The following is a 19,492-nucleotide window of genomic DNA, read 5'->3' as shown; positions in this document are numbered from 1 at the left end:
AGTACTATCTTTTAAAACTTATTAGTACATTTGCAGTGCTTATCGTGTTTCACATATTATATATATACGTATCCCCGGCATCATGGCAGGACTTTACATACACATCCCTTTCTGTGCCAGCCGCTGCATCTACTGCGGCTTTTATTCTACCGTCCCGTCCGAAAGGGTCGGGGCACGCCCGGTCGAAGAGCGGTATGTGGATGCCCTCTGCCATGAAATGGAACTGAAGGAAGGCGGCAGGGACGGCGGAGCACCGGCGGAGCTGTCCAGCATCTATCTGGGCGGGGGCACGCCCTCGCAGCTTTCGTTCCCGAGCCTTCAGAAGCTGTTCCGGACAATCGGGAGGGTGTACCGCACGGAGAACCGGTGGGGCGGGGGGGGCGGCCGCAGCGGATCCGCCGCTCCCATGGAGATCACCATGGAGTGCAATCCCGACGATGTGACCGTGGCCTTCGCCCGCAGCCTGCACTCGCTGCCTGTCAACCGCATCTCCATGGGGGCGCAGACTTTCTCTGACCGCCGCCTGCGGTTCCTCCATCGCCGGCATACGGCAGAGGAGGTGGGGACGGCGGTCAGCCGCCTGCGGGAGGCCGGCATCGGAAACATCTCCGTGGACCTGATGTTCGGCTTTCCGGGCGAGACGCTCGAAGAGTGGAACGAAGACATTGACCGCCTGCTCGGACTGGATGTCGAGCATGTCTCCGCCTACAGCCTCATGTACGAGGAGGGGACGCCGCTCCACCGCCTTCTCCGGGCCGGGAAGGTCCGGGAGATTGATGACGAACTTTACCGGCGGATGTACGACACGCTCGTCGACCGGCTGGGCGATGCCGGCTACGAGCATTATGAAATCAGCAACTTCGCCCGGCTCACGCCTGCTCCCGACGATGAAAGCCCGGCCCCTAAACCCCAAACCTCAAACCTCAAACCTCAAACCTCAACCCTCAAATCCCCCAGTCCTTTCCGTTCCCGGCACAACAGTGCGTACTGGCATGATGTCCCTTACATCGGCATCGGTGCCGCCGCCCACTCATACGGCAACGGAAAACGGAGCTGGAACGTATCGGACATCAGGGCCTACATGGACGCCATCCGGGAAGACCGGCTGCCGTGCGAGGAGGAGCGGATCGATGCTGACACTCATTACAACGACACGGTACTGACGGCTCTCCGCACCTGCGAGGGTATAGAACTCGCCTCGCTCTCCGCCGCATACCGCACCTACCTCATGCACCTTGCCCTGCCGCTGCAGCGGCAGGGGCTGCTGGAAGAAAAAGGCGGATGGCTGCACCTTACCCGCAAAGGCATCTATGTCAGCGACTCGGTGATGAGCGAGTTGATGAAAGTGTAGGCCGACGCTCTCCCTCCCGCCATTGCTTGCCATCCCCTTTCCTTCTCGTCCTGCATCGCCTGCCGCCGCTGACAGTCCTGCCATTGCCAATCACCATTCATCATCATGACCAACGAAGAATTTGAAGTGAAATGGGCGGAGAACCGTGACAAGGTTCTCGCCAACAACGAAACGTATCAACGTATTGCACGCAGTTACAGCAGCTGGGGCTGGACAGACTATGTCGTCTTCATCGCCGGCTTCGTCATCTGCGAGAACTTTATGAAGACGCTCGTAAAGAATATTCTCCTGCAATATCTCCTTGCGCTCGTCGGCATGGTGCTGATCTGGCTCGGCTACCGGTTCGTCAGGAGCCTGCTGGGCGGCAAAGAGACACTGGAGGAGGTCGAGGAGGAAATCAAAAGGCAGTATCGGAAGTCGGTTGACGGATGACCGTGCCTTCGGCATCACAGTACGGACGGTGGAGGACGGCGGCCGGGACGGACCGGCTTTCCCCCTTCCGCCGGTGTGCCGGTGTCCGCCACCGGTCGGGCGGGCGGTGAATGCCATCCGTGTCGGGCGTTCACACCCTTGCGGTCTGCCGCCGTAGAGCGGACGGCTTGCCATGAAAGGAGGAGGGCGTGGCGGAATGCAGATGAACGGCTTGACGGCTTCCTGTCTGGCGGCAGGGTTCACGGAAGACATAGAAGGCCGTTTCCGGTTCTTCCGTTAAATGCGTAGATTGGAAAGGATAAAGGCTTATACGCTTGCAGGGTATGACTATCCGAAATGAATCACTCCGGTTTTCCTGTTAAAGCCATACGGAAAGCATCCACGCATTTAACGGAGGAAGGCCGTTTCCTCACTCGGGAATGCGTGTTGAAACAGTCTGTTTCTGTTGGAGGAGTCCAGCCTGTCAAGACGGAGGCTGCTTTCGGCATCGCCTCATTCCTTGGAAGGAAAGGGGGCTGCTTGCATCGGACGATATGGCGAAGCCTGTTGAAAGGGAGCTGCGCATCGGAGGCCATGCCCGCTAAGTCTTGGCAATCCCTTGTTTTTTCAGGCACTGCTTGTCATTGTCCATATATCAAAAACTATCATCCGTCTGCAAGCGAGGCATGAATTTCTATAATCTTTTGTTTTTCCATCTGATATACTTGCATTGTATCAGAATTAATATTATATTTGCGCCGAAATTTATTCTTTGGAAGTCACAGACAATCGGGCAGCGGATACGCTGCTTTCTATTACTAATATCAAAATCTAAACAAAACTATGACTGCTTTAGACATCGTGAAAGCGTTTAACGAGTTGCTATGGAATCATTTTCTCATGTATGCTCTGCTGGGTGTAGGCATTTTCTACACGGTTTATCTTGGATTCCCGCAGATCAGGCATTTGAACCTGGCGTTCAAGTATGCCTTCGGGCCTGTCTTCAAGAAGAAGAACCCCGGCGAGAACAAGGTCAGTTCCTTCCAGGCACTTGCCACGGCCGTGGCGGCACAGGTCGGTACGGGAAACATCGGCGGCGTGGCGACCGCCATCGCCACCGGCGGCATGGGGGCCATCTTCTGGATGTGGCTGTCCGCCCTGCTGGGCATGAGTACGATCTTCTCCGAGGCCGTGCTGGCGCAGAAGTACAAGAAAGAGTACCACGGCGAGACGGTGGGCGGTTCCGCCTACTACCTCTATTACGGTCTGGGCAGCAAGTGGCTGGCCGTGTTCTTCTCGATTGCCATTGTCTTCGCCCTGGGCTGTGTAGGCAATATGGTACAGGCCAATTCCATCTCCATTGCCCTGACAAACGCCTTCCACATTTCTCCCTACATCGTAGGCTTCGTGCTGGCGGCGGTGGTCGCCGTCGTCATTATCGGCGGACAGCGGCGCATCATCTCCCTCGCCGAGCTGCTCGTACCGTTCATGGCGGTCGTTTACATCATTGGTTCACTGGTCATCATCTTCATGTTCGCCGACCATCTGCCTTACGTCTTCCGCACGATTTTCCACGATGCCTTCTCGATGGAGGCGGCCGGCGGCGGCGCGGCCGGAACGGTGATGAAGTATGCCATCCGGTATGGCGTGGCCCGCGGCCTGTTCTCCAATGAGGCCGGTATGGGCTCTACTCCTCATGCCCATGCGCTTGCCGATGTGAAGGATCCGTCGGAGCAGGGCTTCGTGGCCATGGCGGGTGTGTTCGTCGACACGGTGCTCATCTGTTCGTCGACCGCCTTTGTCATCATGCTGACCGGTTCTTTCGAGAATACGTCTTTGAAGTCGGTCGCCATTACGCAGGCCGGCTTCGAGACGGCGTTCGGAGAGAGCGGCATCATATTCCTGGCCGTCAGCCTGCTGTTCTTCGCCTTCACGACCATCATCGGCTGGTATATGTTCGCTGAGATGAACATCAAGTTCATGTTCGGCAAGAAGGGGGTGAAGCCTTTCCGCGGGGTCGTCGTCGGCTGCATCTTCGTCGGCTGTCTCTTTGCGGCTGACATCGTATGGGAGCTTGCCGATACATTCAACGGTCTGATGGTCATCCCCAACCTGGTCGGTATCGTGCTTCTGGCCCCGCAGGTGAAGAAGATCTACAGGAACTTCCTTGCCCGGCGCAAGGCAAAGGCCTGACGGACGGCAGTGCCTGTGGCGGAGGCCAGAGGGGCGGTCTCTGTATGCCGGCTTCTTGTGACGTGGAGCCGGCTTCTCCTGCAAGGAGGGAGCTTCCGACAAAAAAGAGGTGTGCCGGACATCGCCTGAACTCGGCAATGTCTGGCACACCTCCTGCGGTTTTGCCTGCTTATGAAGTCCTCCCGGCCGGTCCGGAATCAGCGGGAAGGGGAAGATGAAACGGTCCGGATCCTACCGGGACGGCGCCGTTTCCGCCCTCTGTCCGGCCGTAGCCGTCCGGCAGGCATCACGTTCCTATGCGGCGCCCTCTGCCCTGCAAGGTCCGCACTTGCGGAAAGTCTTTCCTTGTCAATCCTCTTCCGGTGTATGGAGGATGATGCTTGTCGCACCGATGGTGAAGAGCGTTCCCCCTTCGATCACCCTCCGTTCACGGTCGCCGAGGATTTCATTGTCGACGAAAGTGCCGGTGTTAGACGGTCCGTCGCGCAGCACATACTGAAGCCTCCCGTGCTTGTCGCGGCTGACGGTGACGGTGCAGTGCGTCATGTCCACGCTGGGGTCGACCGTCTCTATCGGGCAGTTGATGGGGTTTCCTTTCATGTAGCGGCCGATGACATTCTCTCCCATCTGCAACGGGATGACCTGCCGGAAATGAAATACATTCTCGATGACGTGCAGTGAACCGAACTCGTTTTCCTGTTCGGATGCTGCAGGGGTGCGGTTCTCTTCCTTCTGTGTCTTGCGCAGTTTGGAGACGCCGATGCGGATGCCGAACTCTTTTCCGCATTGCGGACACTGGAAGACAAGCCGCTGTCCGGACTTGTATTTCGTTTCGTCGAAGGTGATGAAGTTGTCACATTTAGGACATCTGACGCGTTTCATATAGAATGGATAATGGTGGAATGACAAAGCCCCTTCGGCGGCACTCTCCTCTGAAAAGAGGGAAGAGGAGACGGGAGGCGGCAGAGGGGGCGGACGTGAAAAAACGGAGTGGGGGTGGCAGGGAGGCTGTCCCGGCGGGTTCTCCGCGGTCGCTTCTCTCCTGAAAGGATGGCGGGAAGATTCTTACTTTCCGATTTCTAACACCCACGCCTGCTTGAACTCGGTAGTCGAGGTGAGGACTTTCATCTTGTCGTATGCTGCTTTCCGGCTCGGGAAGCGGCCGTAAAGTACTTTCGTGCTTTCCGACCCCTCGTAGACACGGGCATCTTCGAGCCCCTGCTTCTTCAGCCGGGCGACAAAGGCACGTGCGTTTTTTTCCGTGACGTGGCTCGCCATGACAATGGTCCAGTAATGGGACGTGGAGGCCGGGGCAGTCCGTGTACCGGCGGTTGCGGCAAAGCGGCTTTCCGCCCTCATGGGCCTGAACAGTTCGGACGTATTCGGGGTGTCGCTGGAGTCGAAGATGTTGTAGAGGACACCGCTCTTCATCTGCTGTTCGGGCATTCCCCTGCGTGTCGTCCCGGGGAAAGCCACGAGGAAGACGGCGGTGAGGAAGACGGCAGCTGCCGTGACATTCCGGACGGCACGCATGCTGATGCTGATCCGCTTGTCCTGTCCGTCCGAATGGTCGATGTACACGATCCTGTGCCTGGAGCTTTTGCGTCCGGCCGTCTCCGGCTGGTCCGCATCGGCGTTGCCGGCGACGATCTTCCCGAAGTCGAAGCTGCTCAGACCGTAGAAAGACGGGGTGAGGATGCCGCTTTCGAAAGGCTCGAACACCAGTTTCCCCTCAGGGTTTCTGGAGAGGCAGCCGAGGTCGGACAGCTCGACGGAGCCTTCCTCGCCGAGCGTGTGGTAAATCTCATCGACTTCATGCTCGATCTGACGGAGCGCCTCGGGGTAGCTCATGTCGTACGCATCCACATACGACTGCACCAGCAGCGAGTCGTTCATCCTCAGCTGCACATTGAACCCTAGGGTACGGTAAGGCGGAAGGAACAGGCCGTCGTTTGCATCATATCTTGCAGAGACATGATGGGCGACGAAGCCTCCCAGCCCCGGGACAATGACACAGTCGTTCTCCAGCAGGAGTATCTCAATATGTCGGTCGAGTTTTATCACGCTTGCAAAATTACTTATTTTATTCGGAAGTTCCAAGAGCCGTATCTTAAAATCTCCTGCGGAGGTTGAAAAAGTCGATAAAGCTTTTTATAATCAACAATTCTTATTACCTTTGCATAAGGCAGGCTGCGCTCGGCAATCTGCGAGCAGGCTCTCATTGCGCTCGCTGGCTCTGCCTTTGCATAAGGCAGGCTGCCTGTGCTGCTGCCTTGCTGTAATCTAAAAACAAATACGATGGAGTATAGAAAGACTGACATTGACGGGGTATGGGTCATTGAACCCAAGGTTTTCAATGACGCAAGAGGTTACTTCTTTGAGTCGTTCAAACAGGCCGAGTTCGATGCGCATATCGGACATCACGTCGAGTTCATCCAGGACAACGAGTCGAAGTCGGGCTATGGGGTTCTCCGTGGACTGCATTATCAGAAAGGCGACTTCTCGCAGGCCAAGCTGGTGCGTGTCATCAAGGGCAGGGTCGTGGACGTGGCTGTCGACATCCGCAAGAACTCACCGACCTTCGGCAGGTACGTTATGGTGGAGCTGTCTGAAGACAACAAACGTCAGTTCTTCATTCCCCGGGGCTTCGCCCATGGCTTCCTCGTCCTTTCCGATGAAGCGATCTTCACGTACAAGGTAGACAATGTCTATGCGCCGCAGGCCGAGGCGAGCATCCGCTGGAACGACGGGACGATAGGCATTGAATGGCCTGTGGATGCCAAGGATGTCGTGCTTTCAGACAAAGACCTCAACAAGGGGGTGGCTCTGAAGGACGCCTGGCTGTTTGACTGAGACTTGCGAAGGGCAGCCGTGGATGTCCGTCAGGCATTCCGGCCGCGGAGAGTATGTTGAAATCTATTGATCCTTGCTTATGAAAGAGAAGACAATCGTCAGTGTACTGGTACTGCTGACACTGCTGCTGGCAGCCTGCCGCAACCGCGGTGCCGACTATCAGCAGTCGCATGAGGACAAGCAGGCGAAGGAGATGCTGCAGGGGCTGTGGACGAACGGCGAGAGCAGCGACCCTGCCATGCTGGTGAAGGGCGACAGCATCTTCTATCCCGATTCGGCCAGCATGCCTGTGCGTTTCTGGGTCTATCAGGACACGCTCTACCTGCAGGGAAAGACGCTGCACGGCTATAAGATAGAAAAGCAGGCGCCCCATCTGCTGAAATTCGCCAACCAGAACGGCGACGAGGTGAGACTGGTGAAGAGCGGAGACAAGACCCTCCGTTCGGCCTTCAGCTATCATGTCTATGCGGTAAATACTTTCCGGGAGGAGTCGCAGGACACGGTAATCCGCACGGACTTGGGATATTTTGAAAGCAGGGTCCATGTGGAGACCACCTCCGACAAGGTCATCAAGTCTACCTACAATGACAATGGCGTAGAGGTTGACAATATGTATCTTGACAATGTGGCTTCCCTGCGTCTCTTCAACCATGGTACTCCGGTCTTCGCCCATGACTTCCGCAAGCAGGAGTTCCAGTCGCTTGTCCCGAGGGATTTTCTCTCACGCAGTATTCTCCGCAAGATGTACTTCACCCGTGCCGATGCGAAGGCACTGTACTATTATGTCATCATCGGGATTCCCGATGCCGACACGACTTACGTGATAGAACTGCGCGTGACACCGGACGGCAGGATGAGCAAGAAACTGCGTTGAGAAGCGGCTGCCTTTCGGGGAGGTTCTCTGTCTGCATACCCTGTAAGGAGGGGTTGTCATAAATAAGCATCACATATCTGCTGTCTTGTCGCCTCCGGACAAAAAATGGGTTCTTCCGTTAAATGGATGGACAGGAATAGAATAAAGGGCTTGTGTACTTGCATAGTATGACTCTCCCAAAACGGAGGGTCTTGCAAAGGAGGGTAAACTACAGGATAAAATGCAGAAAAGACAAATTGATACGATGCCTGCCCGTCAGCCTGTCTTTCCGTCTTCTACAAACAACTTATTCTCAGATGATCGGTGTTTGTAAATATTTTTATGCAGTTCAAAGCTGACACATGCTCTTCTGGCTCCTGAAAGATGCCTGATTGATCTGCAATGGGTGCTCCTTTAGCGTGTTACCAACGCCCTTTTGAAGTCCAATCAGGCACCTTTTACAAACGACTTGACAACCGATTGATTGACTGCTGGTTACAAACTCGTTTTTTTGCACGTGTTCTTTACATTTACAGATGATCTGTTTGAAATTATGTAATGGTTTTTCAAAATCCTATCTGTCTTTTCAACGTATTAAAATGAAAAGGTCTTTGACTCGGAGGCTGATGACAGGATCGGCAGTTGACAGTCTTGGCCATGTTTTTGTTTCATCAATCACTTCGGTTCATCCGTTAAAGCTATATGAAAAGCATCTGCGCATTTAACGGAAGAGCCTGATTTCGTGCGGAAACGCCATCTTCCGGGGTGTGTTTTCTCACGGAGCCACGGAACTCACAGAGCCTTTGAGGGGAAGCAGGGCACAGAGAACCCTGAAGGTCAGGGGAGAGAAAGGAGCTGGAGGGTAAGGCAAGCGGACAAGAAACCCTGATAAAGATAGAATGGAGTAGGACAGGAGTAACAGGAGGGCAGGGCGGCGGCATGACAGAGTCATGTTTACCTTTTTACTCTTTTACCTTTTTACCTTTTCAACAGCTCCCTGCCTCTGTGTGATATTTCATCAAAGTCATCGACTTACGAGACACCCCCATCACTCCGAAATCCTGAAGAGCCTTTTTTACCTTTGCCACCACATCGGTGTCGCATAGTCGTCTGCTCCTCCCAGATATTCCACCGCCTTGTAGTAATTTCGGGGGTTGTTGATCTGTTCGTTCTTGTCGAAGGGGATTCTGTTGGGAGTCAGCAGGCTGTATCCGTTCGTCGGCTGCGGAACGGGGAAGATATGCGGGTATCCTGTCCGCCGTATCTCGTTCCATGCCTCCTGTCCGTCGGGATAGAGGGCGATCCATTTCTGTACGATCAGCCGCTCCATCTTCTCGGCCGGCGGTGCGCTGTCATCCCACCGGATTGTGATGTCCGACTGCCGGGGGCAGTCGCCTCCGAATCCGCCGGGGGCGTCTGTATAGTCGGCCTCCGTGGATGTGGAGTCCAGCAGGTAGTCGGCTGCTCCGTTCGCTCCCCACTGCTCGAAGGAGAGGGTCACTCCTTGTTCATAGTATGCCTTTGCCGTTCCGCCGCCCATGTCCCATCCCCGGAGCACGCCTTCCGCTTTACAGAAAGCCATCTCCGAGGCCGTCAGCCATACCCCCGGTGTCGTCTCCGACACGTTGGCGGTGGAGTAGAGCCGCTTGGCGAGGAAGTTGCTCCCTGTCAGTGCGCCGGCCCGGCAGCCGATGAACCTGCGCGGTCCCGGCTGTCCTGCCGGCAGGAAATACTTGTCCAGCCGCGGATCCTTGTAGCCCGTCAGGTAGCTCTCGAGGTCGGCGCAGATGCGGCTGTCGCCCCATGATACGGCCGTCGTCCACAGCCCCGACTTGTTGCAGGCGACCGTGCAGTTGTCGGCATTCCGTTCGATGACCCCTTCCCTTACGGCTTTCTCGGCCAGTGCGCGTGCCATGGCCGGTTCTGCGTTGCTGATGCGGATGGCGATGCGCAGCTTGAGCGAGCTGGCGAACTTCCGCCACTTGTCGAAGTCGCCTTTGTAGACGAGGTCGTAAGGGGCGAAGACGACCTTCTCTTCGGCGAGGCTGCGGTCTGAAGCAAGGAAGGCCGTGGCCTCATTCAGGTCGTCGATCAGGTGCAGATAGATGTCCCGCTGTGAGGAATACACCTCAGCATGATGGGCATCCCTGCTGAGCGGGAACGGTCCGTAGATGTCCGTGAAGCGGAGGAAGGCCTGTGTGCGGAGTATCAGCGCCCAGGCGTACGACACCTTTTCCTTTCCGTTCAGTTTCACCACCGCATTGAAGGCCGATACCAGCCCCGGTGCATACGATGCCGGCCAGGCGCACCAGTTGTTGGCGGCATTGAACAGGGTGTGGTTCTTCGGCAGTACCTTGGTGTAGGTCGTGTAGCGTCCCAGGTAGTTGCCCACGAAGTCGATCATCGTCTGGTAGGCATTCTCCTGTTCGGGAAAGGCCACGCCCTGCATCTGTATGAGGAAGGAGCCGACGGCATAGTTGTCGCGCTGCAGCTCCTCGGGCGACAGTCTGCTGCCCGGCCGGTTCACGTCTGTGAAGTTGCCTGTGCAGGAAGACAGAGCCGCCAGAAGGACGGCCAGGGGCAGCAGGATTTTTCTATGGATGGTCATAGCCTACAGTTTTACATTGACATAAAAGCCCAGCGAACGCTGGCTGGGCTGCATGAAATAATCGAATCCCTGGTAGTACACATCCGTCGAAGGGGTCGACTCCGGGTCGAAGGGAGCCTTGCAGTAAAGCATCCACAGGTTTCTTGCCGTGACGCCCAGCGTCACCTTTGCGCCGCGGATCAGCCTGTCGAACGTGTAATTCAGGTAGAGCTCCTTGATCCGTGCGTTGGTGGCCTTGTAGATATATTCATCCCAGATGGGGGTCTCGCCTCCCACCACGGTATAATATTTCTCGACCGGAATCATCCGGCTGCCGACGGCGACTCCGCCGGCGTTCCGCAGGTCTGCCGTCTTCCGGGAGACACCGTAGGAATCCATGAAGGCCTGCGTCTGCGACACGCAGATGCCGCCCAGCCGGGCGGTCACCAGCAGTCCGGCTTCCAGTCCCCGCCATGAGACCCTGTTGTTCAGGCCGAGCTGTCCCTTGGGCAATACCGAGCCTGCCAGTTTCGGCGACGGCAGTTCCATCTGCATCACCTGTCCGTCGGCATTGAGCTGGATGTTCCCTTTCGCATCACGTTTGTAATCCGTGAAGGTGTAGAGGTCGCCCATCGTCCCTCCCTGTGTCAGGATCACTTCACAGCCGTTCAGCCCGCCTTGCCGCAGGGTCTCGTTGGGATTGTCGAGCAGGCTGACGATCCGGTTGCGGTTCATGCTGTACGTCATGTCCATGGTCCAGCGCAGCCTGTCCCATGCCTTCTGGTAGCCCAGTCCCACTTCCAGTCCTCTGTTCCGCACGTCTCCGGCCTGGATGTACTCCCGGTCGTAGGCGCCGCCGAGCGTGATCTGACGGAGGAAGGTCTGGTTCTTCGTATCCGACTGGTAGACGGTCAGCTTCACCGATACCGCCTCCTTGAAGAGATGGGCGGTGAAGCCGGCCTCCCACGAGTTGGTCCTTTCAGGGTAGAAGGTGTCGGGGAACTTGTAGGTGACGGTGCGGTAAGTGCCAGTCGAGGGCACATACTCATACCGCCAGGCGGAGGAGATGTTGGGCGGGATGGCCGATCCGACGGAAGCCCATGAGGCGCGGACCTTCAGGTAATTGACGAAGCGTGGCAGCCTGAACAGTCTGGAGAGGATGGCGGAGAGGCCTGCGGAAGGATAGAAGAACGACTGCCGTGCGGTATTGCTGAGTGCGGAGTCCCAGTCGGAGCGTCCTGTCAGTGTCAGGAAGAGCCGTTCCCTCCAGCCAGTCTCCATGCTCCCGAAGACGGAATTGACCGTGTGGCGGGTCAGTTCGAAGATGGGACGGTTGTCTCCCGTCACCTTGCTGTAGTCGATGGCGTTCGGCGTGAAGAGGTTGGACGGTGCCTTCAGTCCTCCCTGGAATCCCGTCACGTCATACGACGTGTAGGAGAAGGCGGCTCCGAAATTCGCCTTGACCGAGAAGTCCTCCCAGTGGCGGGCGGCATCCGCCATGAAATCCGCATAGCGTGTCCGGTCGTTCACCTTGCAGTAGCCGTAATATCCGTAAGGCGAATGGGCGAAGATGTCCAGTGTGGAGGCGTAGCGCTTGTCTTCGATCCTGTTCGCCGCTTCGTCCCGGCGGAAGCGTCCCTCGAATGCCAGCCAGTCGGTCAGCCGGTACTTCACGCCCAGGTCGGTGAGGTACCTGTTGCGCTTCGTCGTCTTCACCATGCGGTGGGTCACCCAGTAAGGGTTCTGCATCTTCAGGTCGTCGCCATAGTTCCAGTTCTGCAGGCTGACGTTCCGCGCCGCGTCAAAGTATTCGTAGTCCCTGATGGCGTCGAACCGCTCGCCTCGGGGGAAGAGGTAGGCGGAGGTCAGCGGATTGAAATACTGTCCCTGCGCCAGCATGTTGCGGTCGTTCTCCCTGATGAACTTGAAGGAAAAGGTGAAGCGCAGCCTGTCCTTCAGCGTCGAAAAGACATTCTTGAACGACAGGTTGTACCGCTGGAAGTCATTGTTGGGGATGATGCCGCTCACCGTTGACGAGCCCAGGGAGAGGTAGACCTGGTTGCGTTCCGTTCCTGTTGTCAGGGTGGCGTTGTTGGTGAAGTTCACGCCTGTGCGGAAGAAGTCGTCCGGCGTATAGCGTGCGAAACCGTCCGGATTCTTTGCTCCCCACGACTTCATTTCGTTGGGGCGGTTCCCGTATTCGTTCTGGAACTCGGGCAGGATGAAGGGCGAGAGGAACTGCGTTCCCGACGACAGCTCTACGGAGAGTTTCCCTGTTCTGCCCGACTTCGTCCTGATCATCACGGCGCCCTGTGCGGCGGCAGAGCCGTACAGGGCGGCAGCGGCAGCCCCCGTCAGCACCGAGATGCTCTCCACGTCGTCGGGGTTGATGTCGGCCATGCTCTCTGCGCCGGGCTGCTGGGAGTAGATGCCGCTCTTGATGTCGTCGTTGCTGCGGTTGTTCACGGGAATCCCGTCAATGACATAAAGCGGCTGGTTGCTCTGTGCCAGCGACTTCGGGCCGCGCATCACCACGCGTGCCGCGCCGCCCATGCCGGCTGCCGACTCGTTGACGGCGACTCCCGCCACCCTTCCGCCCAGGATGTTGGCGAGGTTGGTGGTCCGCACCGTGTTCACTTCTTCCTGCTCCACGTGCTTCACATTGTAGCTCAGGGCGGCGCCCGAACGGCTGATGCCCATTGCCGTCACGACGACGTTGCCCAGTTCGTAAGGGTTCTCTTTCAGCACGAACAGCTGGTTGTGCCGGCTTTCTCCCCGTCTCTCCACAGACGTGAAGCCTACGCAGGATACCGTCAGCAGCGGGGAGGGGGTCTCGGTGTCCAGCGTGAATCTGCCGTCCAGGTCGGCGACGGCGTGCACCCTGGGCGAACCCTTCACGGTGACGGTCGCACCGATAAGCGGGTTGCCTGCCACGTCCTGTATCTGCCCCCGGAAGGTGTAGACGGCAGGTTTCCTGCGGCTTTCTTCCTGTTGCTGCGGCGTTTTGCGGGCGGCCGCCGCACGTTCCGGGGCGGCTGTTTCCGGCTTCCCTTTTTTCAGATAGATGATGTTGTCAATGATTCTGTACGTGATTCCCGTGTTGGCGAAGAGGCGGTCCAGCACGAAGTCTATCGGCAGGTCACGGATGGAGACGGCATTCACCTGCTCCCTGCCCAGCTCGTCGCTGTAAAAGAAACGGTAGCGGGTCTTCGATTTTATGCGCTGGATGACCGTCTTCAACGCCGTGCGGTTCGTCGTCAGCGACACCTGTGCGGCAGCCCGCTGTACGCCCAGCATCAGCAGAAGGGCGCACACGCATAGCCTGAGGCCGGAATTGATTTTCAGACGGTCACTTTTCATCCTGTTCAAGGGTAACGGGCAGCACATCGCCCTCTCCCCATGCTGTTAAAATAATGAGATTACTTTTACAAAGATAGTCAATTATATTAATATAAGGTGTGCCGCTTCCTTATTTCACATAAATTAACCACCCCGTATCCGTTGACAAGTATAAAAAGTGTAACTTTGTCACATAAAAAGGTCATCATTCCTTCAATGAAGCTCTCCTGCAGATGCTGACAACATCCGTAGCCGGCAGGAAAAAGTATCAATAATGACACTATCAGAACAAAGGTTCAGACAGATATTCCGGGAGTCGTACCCCGCTCTTTCCTTCTATGCCGCACGTCTTGTCCGTGACGATGAGGCGGAGGATGTCGTACAGGAAGCCTTCATGGAACTGTGGAAGCGCAGGGAGGACATCGAGGACGAGAGCCATGTCAAGGCGTTCCTCTATCGGACGGTCTATACCCGGGCGCTCAACCTCCTCAAGCACCGAACGGTTGTCAGCAGTCATGCCGACAGCGTGAAGAAGTTCACGCAGTTCAGGCTGGAGTACTATAACCCTGAAAACAACGATGTGATGGGGTATATCGAGGGACTGGAGATGCGGAAACGTATCAACGATGCCATCGGCGAGCTCCCGGCCAAATGCCGTGAAGTCTTTATCCTAAGCTATCAACATGACAGGAAAAACAAGGAGATCGCCGAGCAGCTGGGCATTTCGATACGTACGGTGGAGGTACACCTGTACAAGGCGCTGAAGTCCTTGCGGAAGAAACTGAAGCACGGAGAATGATCCCCTGTACAGGACAGAATGCCCTTTGTCCCCTCCGTCTGCCGGAAGTGGAGCCCTCGGAGACCGGCTCCCTGGCTTGCCGGTAGGGAAGCGGCGACTGTCTGGGACGGACCGGCCATCCCTTGCGCCCCTGTCCTTCTCCGTGCAGGGAGTGTCCGGACGGAGGACGGGCACCGGCGGCGGATGCCGGCCGGAAGCAGGGCGGGCGGAGAAGCGTGGCGTGCCCCTGTCAGGGATTCCGTCCCTATGCAGGTGCTATAACATTTTTTATTATTTCCCTTTACGTAAATAGGCGTATCGGATTGTTATAAGAGTAAGCAGCAGGGAAATAGCTGCGGGAAGAAAAAGCAGATACCTCAGTTGAAAAAGAACAACATGGACGATATAAACGATAAGACCCTCAAGGACTATCTCGCCGGCAAGGCGACAGACGAGGAGATGGTGCGGCTGACCGAATGGCTGGCACGCTCGGAGGAGAACCGCAAGGAACTCTTCAGACTGGAGATGGCTTACCATCTGGGAAAACCCAACCCGCTCGCCACACGGGAGAAGACCGCTGCGGCAGAGGACAGGCTCTTCGCCCGGATAGCGGACTACGAGTCGCAGAAAGACCGTCGGCGTTCTTTCCGCCTCCTGCGCTATGCGGCAGCCGTGCTGGCGGCCGTCCTGCTGGTAGGAGGGGGGCTGTTCGCCTATCTCCGCCAGTCGGTGGAGATCCTTACGGTCGCCGCCCTGGACGGTGTGAAGAAAGTCACGCTGCCCGACCGTTCCACCGTATGGCTCAACAAAGGAGCCGCCATCCGTTATGCCGACCATTTCGACGGCGACGAACGGAAGGTGGAACTGGAAGGAGAGGCCTTGTTCCATGTCACGAAGAATCCCGAAAAACCTTTCATCGTAAGCAGCGAAGGGGCGGCGGCGAAAGTGCTGGGGACTACCTTCAACTTCAATGCGAAAGGCAGAGGAAAGGCCAGTGTCATCAGTCTGATAGAAGGCCGTCTGGAGGTGACGGGACTGGACGGACAGGGGAAGGTCGTCCTGCATCCCAACCAGAAAGCCACTGTCAGCAGAGACGTGAAGGTCATCAAGACCGAAAACACCTATGCCCCTGTCGATGCCGTATGGCGCGACAATATGATTCCTTTCAGCAATATGCGCATCAGGGAAATTGCCCGTATCCTGGAACAGCTCTACGGCTGCAGGATTACGGTAGCCCCCGGGCTGGACAACGGGAAGACCTATACCGGCGTGATCAAGAAGAGCAAAGACATCAGAAACGTGCTGGACGGACTCTCTTATACCGTTTCTTTCCATTATACCGTTGACGGAAAGGAAATCGCCCTCTCGGAATGAACTCCGGGAGAGACGGCCCTTTCCGCCCTCATTCACTAAATCTGTTCTGAAATTTCATTACCTGACATCAACATGAAAAGACTTTCCGCGCTCCTCCTGGGAGCACTTATCCCCTTGTGCTCAATGGCACAGAACGCCGCCCCGGAGTGGCAGAGCCAGTACTGCACGGGCATGAACAAACTCGAGCCGCACGCCTATGTACAGCCATACAGTTCGGTGGACGACCTGCAGCAGCCCGGCGGTTACGAACATTCGGCGTATTACATGACGCTCGACGGCAAATGGAAATTCCATTGGACGAAGAATCCCGACCGCCGGCCCAAGGACTTCTACCAGACCGACTATGCGGTGCAGGGATGGGCGGACATCAACGTGCCCGGCAACTGGGAACGGCAGGGGTACGGGCTGCCGATCTATGTCAATGATACCTACGAGTTCGATGACAAGCTCTTCCACTTCAAGAAGAATCCGCCGCTTGTGCCGTATGCGGAGAACGAGGTCGGCTCTTACCGCCGTACATTCACCGTTCCTGCGGCGTGGAAAGGACGGCGCATCGTCCTTTGCTGCGAGGGTGTGAGGTCGTTCTTCTATCTGTGGGTCAACGGGAAGTACGTGGGCTGCAACATGGGGTCGAAGATGCCTTCCGAGTGGGAGGTCACCCCCTACCTGCGCGACGGCGAGAACGTCATTGCGATGGAAGTCTACCGCTGGAGCGCCGGTTCTTACCTCGAGTGTCAGGACTTCTGGCGCATGAGCGGCATCGAGCAGGATGTCTATCTCTATGCCACGCCTGTGCAGTACATTGCCGACTACAATGTTTCGGCAGGGGTAGACAGGCAGGAGAACGGCACTTACAACGGCCGCTTCGGCCTTTCGGTACGTGTGAAGGGCGGCGGAGACGCCACGGTAAGCTATGCGCTGACCGATGCCGGAGGGGCTGAGGTCCTGGCGGAGGAGAAGGCGGTCCATGCGAAGGACAGCGGCGGGACGGCGGAGTTCACCCCGCAGACGGTACCGGGTGTCGCGGCGTGGAGTGCAGAGCATCCGAATCTCTATACGCTGCTCGTCACATTGAAGGACAAGAACGGCAAGGTGACCGAACAGACCGGAAGCAAGGTGGGATTCAGGAGCGTCGAAATAAAGGACAGGCAGCTCTGCGTGAACGGGGTGCCCATCCTCGTCAAGGGCGTGAACAGGCATGAACATTCAGAGCGCGGACGCACCGTGAGCAAGGAACTCATGGAGCAGGACATCCGCCTGATGAAACAGAACAACATCAACCTCGTGCGCTGTTCTCATTATGTCAATGACCCTTACTGGTACCAGCTCTGCGACAAGTACGGGCTGTACGTCATCGACGAGGCGAACATCGAGTCGCACGGAATGGGCTATGGGAAGGAGTCGCTGGCAAAGGACAGCACATGGCTCACTGCCCACATGGACAGGACACGGCGGATGTACGAGCGTTCCAAGAACCACCCGAGCATCATCATCTGGTCGCTGGGCAACGAGGCCGGAAACGGTACGAACTTCGAGCATACCTACCGCTGGCTGAAACAGAAGGATGCGACACGTCCCCTGCAATACGAACGCTCCGGGGAGAATTTCAATACCGACATATACTGCCCGATGTACACCTCGCTGAGCCACATGGAGGCCTATGCGAAGCGGACGGACACGACACGCCCCTACATTCTGTGCGAGTATCTCCATGCCATGGGGAACAGCTGCGGCGGCATGAAGGACTACTGGGACCTGATAGAGAGAGAGCCCGTCCTGCAGGGAGGAAGCATCTGGGACTGGGTGGACCAGTCGTTCCGTGAGATTGACAAGGACGGAAACTGGTACTGGAGCTACGGCGGCGACTACGGCCCGAAGGATGTCCCCAGCTTCGGCAACTTCTGCTGCAACGGTCTGGTGGCGGCCGACCGTACGCCGCACCCGCATCTGCAGGAGGTGAAGAAGGTCTACCAGAACATCAAGACCGAACTGGTCGCACACGGGAAGGAAATCACCGTAAAGGTCAGGAACTGGTTCGACTTCACCAATCTCAACGAATACCAGCTCGACTGGCGGATTGTGGATGAGAACGGGAAGTCGCTCTCCCACGGCACGCAGCACGTGGACTGTGCCCCGCACGAGACGACGACGGTGATTCTTCCTGCCGTCTGTTCTCCTGCCGCCGGGGAGCTGTACCTGGACCTGGAGTGGCATCCGATCCGTGACGGACTGATCCTCACCCGGGAGAACACCGTGGCTTACGACCAGTTCTGCCTGAAGAGCGCACCTGACTGCACCGTCTTCCTCCCGCGGGAGAAGCAGCACGTCAGCTACAAGGTGGATCCGGAGACCGGCGCGCTCCTCTCCCTGAAGAGTGGGGGCCGGGAGTTCCTGGCCACGCCGATGGCACTGAGCCTCTACCGCCCGGCCACCGACAACGACGGTCGCGACCGGTTCGGGCTGAGGCTGTGGCGTGAGGAGGGGATCGACTCCATCAGCCAGAGGGTGACGAAAATCGTCCGCAGCAAAGACGTGACACGTGCGGAAACGGAGATACTGGGCAGGAAGGGCAATGTCATCGGCAGAGCCGTCTTTACCTACCGGCCGCAGAAGAACGGCGCATTGGCGGTCAGGACGACCTTCACCCCGGACACGGCGGTAATCAAGTCGGTGGCCCGCATCGGTCTTGCCTTCCGTATGAACGATTCCTTCGGCAAGGTGGAATACTATGGCCGGGGCGATGTGGAGACCTACAACGACCGCAAGCAGGCGGGACGGATAGGGCGTTACCGGACGACGGCGGAGGCGATGTTCCACTATTATGTGAAGCCGCAGGCCACCGGCAACCGTACCGATGTGCGCTGGGCGTCGTTCTCCGATACGAAGAACCGCCTCATGGTGGCCGCACGCAGTCCGTTCCAGTTCTCCGCAGTGCCGTTCTCCGACCCTGTCATCGACCGTGCCACCCATATCAACCAGCTCTCGCGCGACGGCCTGCTCACCATCCATCTGGATGCCGACCAGAGCGGTGTCGGCACCGCAACCTGCGGTCCCGGCGTAGCAGCGCAGTACAGAGTACCCATACAATCTACAACCTTTGAGTTTGTCCTCTATCCTGCTGTCTCCAGATAGACAGCGGATGGCAGGACACTACAAGCCCTGTTCCTCTTCGTCTCCAGACCCGGCAGACGGAGAGGGGCGGGGCTTCTTTCGTTGTCCTCCGGGCTGTCAGGGACTGCGCAGGCAGCCTCGGTGGTATTGCTGTCCCATAAACATGCTCCGCATAAGGCGATCCTGCTTCCTTGTTCGGTGTATGACAGTGAGCCGGAAACGCATCTGTTCTTCTGCAGGCTTGCCGATGCCCGACACCGGCCGTGCCGATGGTAAATACCAGCCGTGGCGGGGATCCGCACGCTTGCAATCGGCTGCCCGGAGGGAGACAGGCTGTTGTGGAAGTCCGAGGCTGGACGTACTTGGCCGGATGGGACGGCTTGCTTTTCCAAAGCCTCTATGAGGGGCTGACAGCTGGGAGGAGGTTGCGCACGGGGATTCCTGTCATTGTCGGCAGGTGCTGAAAACCCCTTGGGGGATTTCTGCCTTTCAGGCGAGCGGACACAGCTTTCTACCGGTAAGGACGTTTGAAAGACTGCAGGGAGCTTTCCGAAGCGGTGCGGGTCCGCCGCCTACAAGGGGGCGAGGTACCGTAGTTCCCGACCGCTGGTACTGCGATTCCCAACCGCTGGTACTGCGGTT

At 57.3% G+C, this 19,492-nt stretch carries 13 protein-coding genes; 8 read left to right on the top strand and 5 right to left on the bottom strand.

What is annotated here, in order from left to right:
* The first annotated feature begins 82 nt into the window (after positions 1-82).
* A complete protein-coding gene (locus HMPREF9141_RS02370; protein ID WP_007366839.1) occupies positions 83-1,351 on the top strand; it encodes a coproporphyrinogen-III oxidase family protein in 1,269 nt (422 codons plus the stop codon).
* On the opposite strand, the gene HMPREF9141_RS13235 is transcribed toward HMPREF9141_RS02370, so the two are convergent.
* The gene (locus HMPREF9141_RS13235; protein WP_007366838.1) at positions 1,309-1,458 is read right to left on the bottom strand and encodes a hypothetical protein; all 150 of its coding nucleotides are present in this window, start codon (positions 1,456-1,458) and stop codon (positions 1,309-1,311) included. The two genes, HMPREF9141_RS02370 and HMPREF9141_RS13235, sit on opposite strands and share 43 nt — an antisense overlap.
* On the opposite strand from HMPREF9141_RS13235, the gene HMPREF9141_RS02365 reads away from it, so the two are divergent.
* On the top strand, positions 1,457-1,783 hold the full coding sequence (locus tag HMPREF9141_RS02365; RefSeq protein ID WP_007366837.1) for a hypothetical protein: 327 nt from the start codon (positions 1,457-1,459) through the stop codon (positions 1,781-1,783). The genes HMPREF9141_RS13235 and HMPREF9141_RS02365 overlap by 2 nt on opposite strands.
* Before the next feature lie 822 nt (positions 1,784-2,605).
* Positions 2,606-3,955 carry an alanine/glycine:cation symporter family protein gene (locus HMPREF9141_RS02360; RefSeq protein ID WP_007366834.1) on the top strand — a complete coding sequence of 450 codons (1,350 nt, stop codon included), beginning with the start codon at positions 2,606-2,608 and terminating at the stop codon, positions 3,953-3,955.
* 348 nt (positions 3,956-4,303) lie between these two features.
* Here the strand turns inward: HMPREF9141_RS02360 and HMPREF9141_RS02355 are convergent, their stop codons facing one another.
* Both HMPREF9141_RS02355 and HMPREF9141_RS02350 read right to left on the bottom strand, forming a co-directional pair.
* The gene (locus HMPREF9141_RS02355; protein WP_007366833.1) at positions 4,304-4,837 is read right to left on the bottom strand and encodes an FHA domain-containing protein; all 534 of its coding nucleotides are present in this window, start codon (positions 4,835-4,837) and stop codon (positions 4,304-4,306) included.
* 183 nt (positions 4,838-5,020) lie between these two features.
* Complete coding sequence (locus HMPREF9141_RS02350; RefSeq protein ID WP_503121328.1) at positions 5,021-6,019, bottom strand: HU domain-containing protein; 999 nt, start codon at positions 6,017-6,019, stop codon at positions 5,021-5,023.
* A 234-nt stretch (positions 6,020-6,253) separates the two neighbouring features.
* Here HMPREF9141_RS02350 and rfbC point away from each other — a divergent pair, with 234 nt between their 5' ends.
* Entirely contained in the window at positions 6,254-6,808 is a 555-nt protein-coding gene (gene rfbC / locus HMPREF9141_RS02345; protein WP_007366829.1) for a dTDP-4-dehydrorhamnose 3,5-epimerase, read from the top strand.
* A gap of 79 nt (positions 6,809-6,887) precedes the next feature.
* Positions 6,888-7,682 carry a DUF4738 domain-containing protein gene (locus tag HMPREF9141_RS02340; RefSeq protein ID WP_007366828.1) on the top strand — a complete coding sequence of 265 codons (795 nt, stop codon included), beginning with the start codon at positions 6,888-6,890 and terminating at the stop codon, positions 7,680-7,682.
* A gap of 1,054 nt (positions 7,683-8,736) precedes the next feature.
* Here HMPREF9141_RS02340 and HMPREF9141_RS02335 read toward each other — a convergent pair.
* Both HMPREF9141_RS02335 and HMPREF9141_RS02330 read right to left on the bottom strand, forming a co-directional pair.
* A complete protein-coding gene (locus tag HMPREF9141_RS02335; protein WP_007366827.1) occupies positions 8,737-10,269 on the bottom strand; it encodes a RagB/SusD family nutrient uptake outer membrane protein in 1,533 nt (510 codons plus the stop codon).
* 3 nt (positions 10,270-10,272) lie between these two features.
* A complete protein-coding gene (locus HMPREF9141_RS02330; RefSeq protein WP_007366826.1) occupies positions 10,273-13,608 on the bottom strand; it encodes a SusC/RagA family TonB-linked outer membrane protein in 3,336 nt (1,111 codons plus the stop codon).
* A 253-nt stretch (positions 13,609-13,861) separates the two neighbouring features.
* On the opposite strand from HMPREF9141_RS02330, the gene HMPREF9141_RS02325 reads away from it, so the two are divergent.
* The 3 genes from HMPREF9141_RS02325 (at position 13,862) to HMPREF9141_RS02315 (ending at position 18,871) form a co-directional block, all read left to right on the top strand.
* Positions 13,862-14,386, top strand: a complete 525-nt coding sequence (locus HMPREF9141_RS02325; protein WP_007366825.1) for an RNA polymerase sigma-70 factor — start codon at positions 13,862-13,864, stop codon at positions 14,384-14,386.
* Between the two features lie 375 nt (positions 14,387-14,761).
* The gene (locus HMPREF9141_RS02320; RefSeq protein WP_040554358.1) at positions 14,762-15,739 is read left to right on the top strand and encodes a FecR family protein; all 978 of its coding nucleotides are present in this window, start codon (positions 14,762-14,764) and stop codon (positions 15,737-15,739) included.
* 72 nt (positions 15,740-15,811) lie between these two features.
* On the top strand, positions 15,812-18,871 hold the full coding sequence (locus HMPREF9141_RS02315) for a glycoside hydrolase family 2 TIM barrel-domain containing protein (protein WP_007366822.1): 3,060 nt from the start codon (positions 15,812-15,814) through the stop codon (positions 18,869-18,871).
* Positions 18,872-19,492: the final 621 nt, after the last annotated feature.

This window comes from Prevotella multiformis DSM 16608, from assembly GCF_000191065.1.
GTDB lineage: Bacteria > Bacteroidota > Bacteroidia > Bacteroidales > Bacteroidaceae > Prevotella > Prevotella multiformis.
Note: the sequence above shows the minus strand (reverse complement) of the source record. Positions and strands in the feature narration are given on the sequence as shown.

Coding starts and splice junctions, on each gene's coding strand:
- HMPREF9141_RS02370 (WP_007366839.1), top strand. CDS start 83: ATGGCAGGACTTTACATACACATCCCTTTCTGTGCCAGCCGCTGCATC.
- HMPREF9141_RS02365 (WP_007366837.1), top strand. CDS start 1,457: ATGACCAACGAAGAATTTGAAGTGAAATGGGCGGAGAACCGTGACAAG.
- HMPREF9141_RS13235 (WP_007366838.1), bottom strand. CDS start 1,458: ATGATGATGAATGGTGATTGGCAATGGCAGGACTGTCAGCGGCGGCAG.
- HMPREF9141_RS02360 (WP_007366834.1), top strand. CDS start 2,606: ATGACTGCTTTAGACATCGTGAAAGCGTTTAACGAGTTGCTATGGAAT.
- HMPREF9141_RS02355 (WP_007366833.1), bottom strand. CDS start 4,837: ATGAAACGCGTCAGATGTCCTAAATGTGACAACTTCATCACCTTCGAC.
- rfbC (WP_007366829.1), top strand. CDS start 6,254: ATGGAGTATAGAAAGACTGACATTGACGGGGTATGGGTCATTGAACCC.
- HMPREF9141_RS02340 (WP_007366828.1), top strand. CDS start 6,888: ATGAAAGAGAAGACAATCGTCAGTGTACTGGTACTGCTGACACTGCTG.
- HMPREF9141_RS02335 (WP_007366827.1), bottom strand. CDS start 10,269: ATGACCATCCATAGAAAAATCCTGCTGCCCCTGGCCGTCCTTCTGGCG.
- HMPREF9141_RS02330 (WP_007366826.1), bottom strand. CDS start 13,608: ATGAAAAGTGACCGTCTGAAAATCAATTCCGGCCTCAGGCTATGCGTG.
- HMPREF9141_RS02325 (WP_007366825.1), top strand. CDS start 13,862: ATGACACTATCAGAACAAAGGTTCAGACAGATATTCCGGGAGTCGTAC.
- HMPREF9141_RS02320 (WP_040554358.1), top strand. CDS start 14,762: ATGGACGATATAAACGATAAGACCCTCAAGGACTATCTCGCCGGCAAG.
- HMPREF9141_RS02315 (WP_007366822.1), top strand. CDS start 15,812: ATGAAAAGACTTTCCGCGCTCCTCCTGGGAGCACTTATCCCCTTGTGC.